The 11764-nt window shown below is 38.0% G+C and carries 11 protein-coding genes; 7 read left to right on the top strand and 4 right to left on the bottom strand.

The window, feature by feature from the left end; genetic code table 11:
• Positions 1–45: 45 nt before the first annotated feature.
• Positions 46–1245 carry an EAL domain-containing protein gene (locus LDX58_RS16135; protein WP_227937851.1) on the bottom strand — a complete coding sequence of 400 codons (1200 nt, stop codon included), beginning with the start codon at positions 1243–1245 and terminating at the stop codon, positions 46–48.
• A gap of 344 nt (positions 1246–1589) precedes the next feature.
• Here LDX58_RS16135 and hemE point away from each other — a divergent pair, with 344 nt between their 5' ends.
• From hemE to hemY, 3 genes are read left to right on the top strand one after another with little or no spacing between them, the layout of a single operon-like run.
• Positions 1590–2627, top strand: coding sequence for a uroporphyrinogen decarboxylase (gene hemE, locus LDX58_RS16130; protein ID WP_227937850.1), 1038 nt, complete (start codon positions 1590–1592; stop codon positions 2625–2627).
• Positions 2628–2644: 17 nt separating this feature from the next.
• On the top strand, positions 2645–3586 hold the full coding sequence (hemH, locus tag LDX58_RS16125) for a ferrochelatase (protein ID WP_227937849.1): 942 nt from the start codon (positions 2645–2647) through the stop codon (positions 3584–3586).
• Positions 3583–4992, top strand: a complete 1410-nt coding sequence (gene hemY, locus LDX58_RS16120) for a protoporphyrinogen oxidase (protein ID WP_227937848.1) — start codon at positions 3583–3585, stop codon at positions 4990–4992. Before hemH ends, hemY begins: the two co-directional genes overlap by 4 nt.
• 336 nt (positions 4993–5328) lie before the next feature.
• On the opposite strand, the gene LDX58_RS16115 is transcribed toward hemY, so the two are convergent.
• The 3 genes from LDX58_RS16115 to LDX58_RS16105 form a co-directional block, all read right to left on the bottom strand.
• Positions 5329–6339: an aliphatic sulfonate ABC transporter substrate-binding protein gene (locus LDX58_RS16115; protein ID WP_227937847.1), complete on the bottom strand. Its 1011-nt coding sequence runs from the start codon at positions 6337–6339 to the stop codon at positions 5329–5331.
• Positions 6340–6413: 74 nt separating this feature from the next.
• Positions 6414–7169 (bottom strand): ABC transporter permease, encoded by a 756-nt coding sequence (locus LDX58_RS16110; protein WP_227937846.1) that lies wholly within the window; start codon positions 7167–7169, stop codon positions 6414–6416.
• Entirely contained in the window at positions 7102–7947 is an 846-nt protein-coding gene (locus LDX58_RS16105; protein WP_227937845.1) for an ABC transporter ATP-binding protein, read from the bottom strand. The genes LDX58_RS16110 and LDX58_RS16105 overlap by 68 nt, the downstream gene beginning before the upstream one ends.
• Positions 7948–8210: 263 nt before the next feature.
• Between LDX58_RS16105 and LDX58_RS16100 the strand changes: the two genes are divergently transcribed.
• The 4 genes from LDX58_RS16100 to pheA all read left to right on the top strand — a co-directional run bounded on the left by LDX58_RS16100 (position 8211) and on the right by pheA (position 11714).
• Positions 8211–8741: a Spo0B C-terminal domain-containing protein gene (locus LDX58_RS16100; RefSeq protein ID WP_265416719.1), complete on the top strand. Its 531-nt coding sequence runs from the start codon at positions 8211–8213 to the stop codon at positions 8739–8741.
• An 11-nt stretch (positions 8742–8752) separates the two neighbouring features.
• Complete coding sequence (gene obgE / locus LDX58_RS16095; RefSeq protein ID WP_227937843.1) at positions 8753–10036, top strand: GTPase ObgE; 1284 nt, start codon at positions 8753–8755, stop codon at positions 10034–10036.
• A gap of 340 nt (positions 10037–10376) precedes the next feature.
• Entirely contained in the window at positions 10377–10823 is a 447-nt protein-coding gene (gene thrR / locus LDX58_RS16090; RefSeq protein WP_227937842.1) for a transcriptional regulator ThrR, read from the top strand.
• Positions 10824–10844: 21 nt separating this feature from the next.
• Positions 10845–11714 carry a prephenate dehydratase gene (gene pheA, locus LDX58_RS16085; RefSeq protein ID WP_227937841.1) on the top strand — a complete coding sequence of 290 codons (870 nt, stop codon included), beginning with the start codon at positions 10845–10847 and terminating at the stop codon, positions 11712–11714.
• Positions 11715–11764: the final 50 nt, after the last annotated feature.

Below are 11764 nucleotides of genomic sequence, written 5' to 3'. Positions count from 1 at the left end.
TTTAGTATGTGAGGTTGTTAAAAGATCAACTTTTAACAACCCTTATCACATAATGTCTATGAAAAGGTAGATGTTTTTTTGAACTGGATACGAGAATGTTTGAATTAGTTCATTCGTTTCTATATCTGTATACACATCGGAGAGGAAACCTTTTTGATTGACTTCCATCGCGACGATATTTTGCAGAAAATAAGGACGGGAGCTCCAGTTTTTATTTAAAAAGTGTTGCAACACTTTCCAATTTTTTTGATTTTCTCTTAAGTGATTGCCTGAGATTTGATAGCCAAGTCGATTACAAACATAAACACGGAAACAGTGATCAGGTAATTGCCTACATATGTGTTCGACATATTGATTATAATCATTATTCAGGCTTTTATCGGGCAAACTTTCTTTTACTAGACTATTTAATGCTTCTTCAAAGTTGTATTTATTTTGTAGATTTAAGATTTTTTTTTGTATCATATTTTCAAGTTGATCATGAAATATAGACAAACTTTCAATGCTAACGGCTGGACTCGGGTCAGGTTTACCAAATAAATAGCCTTGATAATATCGGGCTCCATGTTTCCAGGCAATTTCAAGCAGTTCAGTCGATTCAATTCCTTCGAAGAGGAGCTCGGCACCGATTCTTTGCGATAAAATAGATAATGCATGGAGGATGTCACGGTGGGATTGGCTCCCAATACTTTTTTGTACGATGTGCAGATCTATTTTTAAGATTTGAGGTTTTAATAATGCAACACGCTCAAGGTTACTAAATCCTCTTCCAAAATCATCAACAGCAATTTTACATCCTAGTGTGCGGTATTTTAGTAGTCTGCTTAGGAAAAGTGATTCATTCATGGAGTAATCGGTTTCCGTGATTTCTAATACAATTTGATTTGGCTGTAAAGGTGTATCTGATTGGAAAATGGCCTGAAGTTGTTCGTAAAAAAAGCAATCCTCTTCGTCTGTGAAAAAGTCCGGGCTAATATTAAAGAAGAAAATTTTTTGGTTGTATGAATTCCTTTTTATCATTTCTAAAGCTTTAGTTCGAACACATCTGTCTGCTTGGCATTTATCTTTTATCGCAATCTCGTCGTCATGGAAGAAACTTCCTAGACTAAGAACAGACTGATCATGATTTAAATACCGTCCTAAGATCTCATATCCTATAACAGAACGCTGATCTGCACCAATTATGGGTTGGAAGTAAGGTGTTATACTTTGTACAGAAAGGGGTATTGTCAAGGTATGATTCATCTATTTCCTCCTACAAAATCTGACTTTATTCGTTCTGGTGGATGGTATCTATTCTAACAAAAGATTTGTAAAACAGTTTATGTTTGGACGATTATCTGACAACGTTTCCTCAATAAATTCAGATATACATTTATCAATTTTATGACAGTTTAAAAGATGGTCTATACAGGAGATTAATCGGTCACTATAGTAAAAGTATGTGAAAAAAAGGTAAGGAAGTGAGAGCTTTCTTACTCTACAGTTTTATTCCCTTCCTTGAACAATCTTAAAAAAGGGTAGAAAATGCATTTTTAGGCGCTATCAAGTAAAATATGAATGAAGAAGTATTAAGAAGGAGTGGCAGAATGAACCAGAGCACATTTAATGATACATTTTTAAAAGCATGTAGAGGAGAAGAACATAGTCATGTACCAGTATGGTATATGAGGCAAGCGGGAAGATCTCAACCTGAATATAGAAAAATAAAAGAAAAATATTCACTCTTTGAAATTACTCATCAACCAGAATTATGTGCGTATGTGACTAAATTACCAGTAGATCAATACAATAATGATGCAGCCATTTTATATAAAGACATTATGACACCATTACCGGCGATTGGGGTAGATGTTGAGATTAAATCAGGAATTGGCCCTGTTATCGACAATCCGATTCGTACAAAAGCAGATGTAGAAAAACTAGGTACAATTACACCAGAACAAGATGTACCATATGTTCTTGATACGATTAAACTACTAAGAGAACAATTAACTGTGCCTCTGATAAGTTTTGGAGGAGCTCCTTTTACATTAGCTAGTTATATGATCGAAGGTGGGCCATCAAAAAATTATAATAAGACAAAAGCATTTATGTACGCAGAACCGGAAGCTTGGCATTTACTCATGGACAAGTTAGGGAAAATGACGATTACATATGTTAAATCACAAATCGCAGCAGGCGCTCAGGCTATTCAAATTTTTGATTCATGGGTAGGGGCATTGAACGTTGCTGATTACCGAACGTTTGTAAAACCGGTTATGAACAAAATATTTGCTGAATTAAAACAAGAAAATGTTCCACTTATTATGTTTGGGGTTGGAGCTAGTCATCTTGCGAATGAGTGGAATGATTTACCTTTAGATGTAGTTGGTTTAGATTGGCGTTTATCTGTACAAGAAGCTAGAGATTTAGGGATTAAGAAAACCGTTCAAGGGAATTTAGACCCAGCCATTCTCTTAGCACCTTGGGATGTGATTGAAGAACGGACGAAAGCCATTTTAGATCAAGGTATGAAAAACCCTAATTTTATTTTTAACCTTGGGCACGGTGTTTTCCCAGAAGTGAATCCAGAAACGTTAAAGCGCTTGACTGCTTTTGTCCATGATTATTCGATGAACAAGTAATAAAAGGAGTGGTTAAAATGGCTAAAAAAAAGATCGGTTTACTTGTGATGGCGTACGGAACGCCAAGAAAAAAAGAAGAAATTGAATCTTATTATACCCATATCAGAAGAGGGAGAAAACCTTCAGAAGAAGCTTTAGAAGAGCTAACAGAGCGTTATGAAGCGATTGGCGGAATTAGCCCTTTAGCCAAAATTACAGAAGATCAAGCATACGGACTTCAGGATCAATTGAACAAAGAGTTTGATGATATTGAATTTAAAGCTTATCTTGGATTAAAGCATATTGACCCCTTTATTGAAGATGCTGTAAAACAGATGAAAGAAGATGGAATTGAGGAGGCTGTTAGTATTGTTTTGGCTCCTCACTTCTCTACTTTTAGTGTCAAATCTTATAACGGTAGAGCGAAAGAGGAATCAGAAAATGTCTCTGGTCCGGCGATTTATAGTGTTGATAGCTGGTATGATGAACCGCTTTTTATTGATTATTGGGTTAAACAAGTAAAGAAAACGATGGATAAAATAGAAAATAAAGATAAGGCCTGTGTCATTTTCTCCGCTCATAGTCTTCCTGAGAAAATTACGAAAATGGGAGACCCATATCCACAGCAATTGCAAGAAACAGCTGATTTAATTGCTGAAAAAGCTGGAATTAACCATTATACAATTGGATGGCAGAGCGAGGGGAATACGCCTGATCCTTGGCTTGGACCTGATGTGCAAGATTTAACAAGAGATCTTTATGAGAAGCATGGTTATACGGCAATGGTCTATTGTCCAGTAGGATTTGTTGCAGATCATCTAGAGGTTCTTTACGACAATGATATTGAATGTAGAGTGGTTACAGATGAACTAGGTATTAACTACTATCGCCCAGAAATGCCAAATTCTAAGCCTGAATTCCTCGAATGTCTGGCAACAGTTGTGAAAAAAAAGCTCGCAGAGAATCGTGATGGCTTGTGAGAAATAAAGAAAGACGGATCGCTATTATTGGTGGTGGAATTACAGGCCTTGCAGCGGCACATAAACTAGAAAAAGCAAAAGAAAAAGGAATGGCCATTGACTATGATCTATTTGAACAAAAGAACCGCTTAGGTGGAAAAATTGAAACGAAGCGGATAAATGGATTTGTGATAGAACGAGGACCTGACTCTTATCTTGCCCGGAAGGAAAGTATGTCTCGGCTTGCAAAGGAAGTAGGTTTAGAAGATGAAATGCTCTTTAACGATACTGGTCAGGCGTATGTATTAAAAGGAAATCAATTATATCCAATACCAGATGGAGCGGTAATGGGTATCCCAACAGATATTAAGCCGTTTCTAAATACGCGTTTGCTATCACCGATTGGAAAACTGCGGGCCGTAGGTGATTTTTTCTATCCGAGAATGACGTCAAAGAATGAAGATATTTCATTGGGACATTTTTTCCGTCGCAGGCTTGGAAACGAAGTAGTTGATCATTTAATTGAACCTCTTTTATCAGGTATTTATGCTGGAAACCTTGATAAGCTTAGCTTAAAAGCTACTTTTCCACAATACCAACAGGTTGAACAAAAGCATGGTAGTTTAATTCGTGGGATGAAAGATTCTAAGACAAAGAAGGCAAATCGAAACGGAGTAACAACGAAATCTAGGGGTATGTTTCTGACTTTCCGTAACGGTTTAGAATCGTTTATCAAAGCGATTGAATCAAATTTAAATGCGAGCTCAATTCATAAAAACAATAGTTTAACAAAAATTTATAAGCAAGATGGTCAATTCCATTTGCTGCTTGAAAATGGCGATATCAAAATTTACGATGAAGTAATTGTTACGACACCACCAAAGGTATCTGCAAAATTATTAGCTGATTATCCTTACTTTTCTTATTTGGATCAAATGGAGGCTACTACTGTTGCAACTATTGCCATGGCTTATAAAGAAGACCAAGTTAAGATTCCTTATGAAGGAACAGGATTTGTGGTCTCAAAAAAAAGCAATCATGCGATTACCGCTTGTACATGGACTCATAAGAAATGGAAACATTCTACGCCGGAAGGGTATGCATTGCTTCGTGCTTATGTAGGCCGATCGGGAGATTCAGCAATAGTCTCGCGTTCAGATGAAGAGATCTTAAGCGCTGTTCTTTACGATCTCAACCAGATAATGAAAATTGAAAAACAGCCAGAATTTTTCATCGTATCACGCTGGAAAGAAGCGATGCCACAATACAATGTGGGTCATACCTTTAAAATGAGCAAGATAAAAGAAGATATTGCGCGCAACTTACCAGGTTTGTATTTGGCTGGTGGAGGATATGAAGGAATAGGACTACCGGATTGTATTGATCAAGGTGAAGCAGCAGTAGAACAGATTTTTAATAGACGATAGATTAAAGAGGGTAACAAAACTTTTTCTTTCCGATTGGGAAAGTGGGGTTATAGGTTATCCTCTTTTTTAATAAAGTTACATTACTATATAACTAATCCATTGCCGCTTAAATTGCAATACCAACGACAGCAGGTACAGGCTCAGAAGCAGCAGGTGTCACGGTGATTATTATTACAAGTAACGATGGAGGCTTCTTATTCTCTATATAAAGAATATATATTGTATTGAAATTTCAAACAATGTAACTTGTAACTGTAATATGAATTTATTGTCCAATGTGTTGACAATAGACAAAACCCGCTCAATTCCAATGGGATTTAAGCGGGTTTATAATTATTATTGATTTAAGATTGCATCCAGACGAGATGTATCAACAAATCCATCTAAATTAGGATCTTTATCCATGAATTTCAGATCATAAGAAGCATCTGCCCATGCTTGTAAAGCATCAGCATGTGTTTCTGTTGTAACAGCCATCCGATTCCAAGCTTTTTCAAGAACTGTTTCAGGTAAACGATTCTGAGTTAAATCAAATAAATGGTCATTGATGGTTGTAAGTGTGGCTGCTGTATTTTCTTGAGTATAATCAACCGCTTTTTTATGTCCGCGTAAAACAGCATCAACTGCTTCTGGGTTTTCTTCTAGGAATCTTTTAGAAGTTACCACGACTACACTCGGTAATGTTTCTCCTAAAAAGACGTTATCCCATTCTGTTACAACATGTGCGTTCAATTCTTCAACAAGATACGTTCCCCAAGGTTCTGGAGCAGCAGCAGCGTCGATTTGACCTTGTTCAAACATTGCAACCATATTAGCTGGTGCAATCCGCGATTGGTGCTCTACTGTCCCACCAACTCGGTTTGATTCTAAGCCAATTTCCTTTAACATCATTTCAAGCTGGACGTTATGTGTACAACCATTACCTGGAGTACAGAATGATTTACCACCGAAATCTTCAAGTGTTTCAATTCCCGAACCGTCTCTAGCAACAATCAATGTAGCTCCGTTAGCGGCAGCCCCAAGTACAACAATGTCGCCACCGGTTAAGAAATAGTTAATCGCTGGACCTGGTCCAACATATCCAATATCAAGATTACCAGTTTCAAGGGCTTCAATAAAATCATTTCCGTTAGGGAAGTGAGTATACTCTGCGCCTCTTTCACCTAATTCATTATCAAAATAACCTTTTTCTTTTGCGACAATAGCAGCTGCATGATCAAGATTTGGGAAATAACCGATTCGGACATCACTCTCTGAATCGGTTGTACCACTAGTACTTCCTGCTCCACATGCTGTTAACGTACCAAGTACTAATGCGATTCCTGTTGCTTTAAACCATTTTTTCATCTTTTCTCTCTCCCTTTTTTATCTATATTGTTAGATTATAGAAAAAGGTAAAAACCAACCTTTTTCTATAATCTCTATTTCGCATATCCCCAACGAGTTAGAACTTTTCGTTCGATTGGGTTAAAAATACAATACTCAACAATTAAGCCAATGACGGCAATGATAATCATGATGGCAATAACGAGTTCCATGTTAAAGAAGTCTCTTGCATCAAGTAACGTTCTTCCGAGGCCACCTCGACCTAGTAGTTCAGCAGCCATTAGAGCTCGCCAACCGAATGCCCATGATAACCGAACTCCTGTTAATGCTGATGGAATGGAAGCTGGAATCATGACACGCCATATTAATTCTGTACCTTTATACCCCATCGTTCTTGCTGCTCGGACTAATAGTGGTTGTACATTTTTAATGCCCATTCGAACATTCATGGTCATTGGCCAAGTACCACCTAAGACGATTACAAAAAGAATCGCTGATGTTCCGCCCTGGAACATTACGAGTGCTAGCGGCAGCCAGACAATACTTGGTACTGACTGTAAGGCAACGACAAGAGAACCAAGTGTTTCATCGGCAAGTTTAGAAGTAGCTAAAATAATACCTAAAATAGAACCGATGATAACGGCTAAAGCAAAACCAAGACCGATGCGTCCTAAACTTGTTGTTAGAGCGGCGGTTAATATCCCGGTCTCAAAGAACCCTTTGTATAACTCAACGAATGAGAGAAGAGGAGACGGGAACATCCTTGTACCGAAGGCATCGAGCCTATATATGATCTCCCATATCGCGATGAGAGCTGTAAAGAAGAGTAGCCTTCTGACTATGGTAATCATCACCCATTTCCTCCTTCATGACTTTTTCTATTTCACCAGCTAATTGGTTGCTGATGTTTTCTTCTATACGTGCAAATGCTTCATCAGAAGGTTTCCTTGGCCTTGGAAGAGGGACATCAAAAATGTTTATGATTCCACCTGGCCTTACACCCATTAAGACAATTCGATCTGACAGTAAGATAGACTCACGAATATTATGAGTAACGAAGATAATCGTTTTACCTGTTTGTTCCCAAATGTATTGAACTTCTTTATGAAGCATAGACCGAGTTTGTTCATCTAGTGCTCCAAAGGGCTCGTCCATCAAGAGGACTTCTGGGTCCATAGCTAGTGCTCGAGCAATTGATACACGTTGTTTCATTCCTCCAGAAAGCTCGTGTGGGTAAGAATCTATGAATTTGCTAAGATGTACTAGTTTCAAATATTCAATTGCTTTCTTGCGGGCTTCTGCTTTACTATGGCGTTTCTTAATGCCAAACATGACATTGTCAAGGACTGTCATCCATGGCATAAGGGCAGCCTCTTGGAATACAACACCGCGGTCAACCCCTGGTCCTTTTACTTCTTTAGATCCTACTAATACGGTCCCAGAACTTGCTTGGTCGAGACCTGCAATAATGTTAAGTAAAGTTGATTTTCCACAACCAGAAGGTCCTAGTAAAGAGACAAACTCACCAGATTTTACATGCAAGTCAATATCTTCAAATACAGTATAAGATGTTTGCTCTTGCTTATTTTCAAATGTCTTCCCGACATGGTTTATAATCACTTCTGACATCTTAACCCTCCTTACTAATAATAAGTGTATTTATAATTCACATCAATTTAGTTGGTTTAGTTGATTTTAATTAGTATATGGATAAGAAGATTATCTGTCAATCCTTTAAAAACTTCAAATGACTTAAGGAGGCAGTGAAATAGTGTATATTATTAGTGTATTTTGCTTAACGTGGTTTCTAACTCTAACTTTGTGGTAAGATAATCCATGTAAATAAGATGAGCGAGCTCTATATTTTCGGGAAGGACAAGGAGAGTACTGAAATGAGTAACCAATTAGAGGTTTTAAAGGCGCTTAGGCAAACGCGTCATGATTGGTTGAACGTTATGCAGTTAATAAAAGGAAACTTAGCACTTAAACGTTATGATCGCATCGAAGAAATTATTGAACAGGTGACGCAACAATCGATTTGCGAAAGTAAAATCTCAGAAATACAAGCATCAAGTGTTGTGTATTTTCTATTAACGTATAATTGGTTCAGCAGCAAAATGAAGTTGGAAATAGATGTAGCTGGGGACGTTTTTTCACTTGAAAAAAATGAAATGCATCTTCTGCGATTATGTGAAGAAATTACGGAGAAACTAACGAATGAGTGCACGATAGATACAGAAAATAACTTACTCATAACGTTTTTATTTACGGAGAGTAAATGTGAATTAACATTTGATTTTCAAGGGAAATTATTAAAGAAAGAAGATTGGCCATCATTTTTAACGAAATGGGAGTCAAACGTAAAACTTGTCGAGATGAATGAAAACGAATGTGTCTTGGTAGCAAGCTTTACGAAAAATTGAGGTGAAAGTATATGTTTGTAGATAAGGTAAAGATATATGTTAAAGGTGGAGACGGAGGGAAAGGTCAAGTTTCCTTTCGAAGAGAAAAGTACGTTCCTGATGGTGGTCCAGCCGGGGGCGATGGTGGTCGAGGCGCCAGTGTTGTATTTGAGGTAGAAGAGGGCCTACGTACACTCATGGATTTCCGATATAAACGTCACTTCAAAGCCCCACGTGGTGAACATGGTCGTCCAAAGAATCAACACGGGGCAAATTCAGAGGATATGATTGTAAAAGTCCCGCCTGGAACGACGGTTGTTGATGTTGAAACAGGTCAGGTTATCGCGGATCTAACTGAACACGGTCAACGTGCTGTAATTGCTAGAGGAGGTCGTGGTGGTCGCGGGAACACTCGGTTTGCCACGCCAGTTAATCCAGCTCCTGAAATTGCTGAGAACGGAGAACCAGGTCAGGAACGCGATGTCACTCTTGAGTTGAAAGTGTTAGCAGATGTAGGTTTGGTTGGATTTCCTAGTGTTGGAAAGTCTACACTTCTTTCTGTTGTATCCGCTGCTAAGCCTAAGATAGCCGATTATCATTTTACAACAATTACGCCAAATCTTGGTGTGGTTGAAGCAGAAGATGGCCGAAGCTTCGTCATGGCTGATTTACCAGGATTAATAGAAGGAGCTCATGAAGGTGTTGGTCTTGGTCACCAATTCTTAAGACATATTGAGCGGACAAGAGTTATTGTCCATGTAATTGATATGTCTGCTTTAGAAGGACGTGATCCATATGAGGATTATCTTCTAATTAATGAAGAACTGAAACAGTATAATATGCGTTTGTTAGAGAGACCACAAATTATTGTTGCTAATAAGATGGACATGCCTGAGTCAGAAGCAAATCTCGAAGTATTCAAGGAAAAATTCAAAGATGACTATCCGATTTTTCCAATCTCGGCTATTACGAGACAAGGTCTACGTGATTTGCTTTTAACAGTAGCTGATAAAATTGAAGAAACGCCTGAATTCCCACTTCATGAGGAAGCAGAAGATACTACCCGTGTTATTTATCGTCATGAAAAAGAAGAAACTCCATTTGTGATTACGATAGATGATGATGGAACCTTTGTATTATCAGGGGCACCGTTAGAAAAGTTATTTAAAATGACTGATTTTTCACATGATGAGTCAGTTCGCCGCTTTGCTAGACAAATGCGCGGAATGGGAATTGATGAAGCACTGAGAGAAAAAGGAGCAAAAGACGGGGACTTAGTTCGAATTATGAAATTCGAATTTGAATTTATTGATTAGGTTCTGTTCCAACAGGGCGGTTTTCCCTGTTGGAACAGAACCGACGCATTGAGCGAAGCCGCTGCAATGTTTTAAGCTTTTTCTGAGTGATCTTCTCAGAAAGAGCGCGCAGCGTGCGGAGCCAATGCAAACTCATGTATGAATAAAGAATAACGATACCAACAGGGCGGTTTTCCCTGTTGGAACAGAATCGGCCATATATCATTTAGCCATAAAACTGTCCCTCCGGAAGGGACAGTTTTTCATTGTTAAAAGACATTTTTGAAAAGATTTGTTGTCAAAAAGTTTTGTCAATTTTATAATGGGAGGATAGTGCATCTTGAAAGTAGGTGAATAAGATATGACAACGAGAAAATCATTTTATTTAGTGCGTGAGGATATGCTAACAGATGCAATGGAAAAAACACTAGCAGCAAAAGAGCTTCTGCAATCTGGAAAAGTGAAAAAAATTAATGAAGCCGTTAATCAGGTAGGGCTTAGTCGCAGTGCCTTTTATAAATACAAGGATGGGATTTTTCCTTTTAATACGATGGTAAGAGAGAAAATTATTACGCTCTCCATTATTTTAGTTGATCGTTCTGGTTCTCTTTCGCAACTGCTTGGTAAAATAGCTGAAACCGGAGCCAATGTGTTAACGATTAATCAAACGATTCCCTTGCAAGGGCGAGCGCATATGACGTTGTCAATTGATATGACACCGATGAATTTGGATTTAGATGAATTAATGGAATGGCTTGAAGGTTTGGAGTCGGTCAAGAAAGTAGAACTAGTTGGTACTGGTTCCTAGTCCTAGGAGGGAGTATAGGAGATGAAAATAGCTTATTTAGGTCCAAGAGGAACATTTACAGAGGTAGCAGCAAGAGGGTTGTTTGCAGATGGAGAATTGATCCCATTTCGAACTATTCCAACTTGTATGGATGCCGTTGAAGCAAATGAAGTAAATTATGCAGTGGTTCCAATTGAAAATGCAATAGAAGGCTCAGTAAATTTAACTATTGATTATTTGATTCATAAGCAAAGGTTACCAATTGTAGGAGGAATAACGGTTGCGATTGAACAGCATTTGTTAATAAATCCTAACAATGTTGGAGTAAAGGATATCGAAAAAATTGTTTCACACCCACATGCGATTGCACAATGTCATGAATTTTTGCAAACGCAATATCCCAATGCAGAATGGGAATATATGAATTCTACTGGGGCAGCTGCTGAGTTTGTAAAAAGTCATCCTGAGTTAAATATTGCAGCGATTGCAAATGAGGGAGCTGCGAAAGCTTACGAATTGCATGTAGCCCATTCTAATATTCATGATTTTCCTAATAATCGAACGAGCTTTGTCGTGTTAAGTAAGCAAGCGGAAAAAATAAATTTTAACGGTCCCTGTCATACTGAAGATAAAACAATGCTAATGGTGACATTGCCTTCTGATTTTTCAGGAGCCTTGCATCAAGTGCTGTCTGCATTTGCCTGGAGAAAATTAAACCTGACAAAAATTGAATCAAGACCGACCAAAACGGGGCTAGGGAACTATTTCTTTATTATTGATGTAGAAGGATTAGTGGATGATGTTTTAATTCCAGGTGTTGTTTCAGAATTACAAGCACTCGGATGTGGAGTTGACATTCTCGGTAGCTATCCATGCTTCACTTTAGCTAAGAATGAAGCAAAAATTAGGTGATCTGTTAAAATGTGAAAGATCTAAAAGCGGGAAAATAGCTAGTAATGAAT

It is taken from the genome of Alkalihalobacillus deserti, assembly GCF_020734105.1.
In the GTDB taxonomy this organism is placed as follows: Bacteria; Bacillota; Bacilli; order Bacillales; family Bacillaceae_D; genus Halalkalibacter; species Halalkalibacter deserti.
The sequence above is the reverse complement of the archived record's forward strand: the minus strand, read 5'-3'. Positions and strand labels throughout refer to the sequence as shown.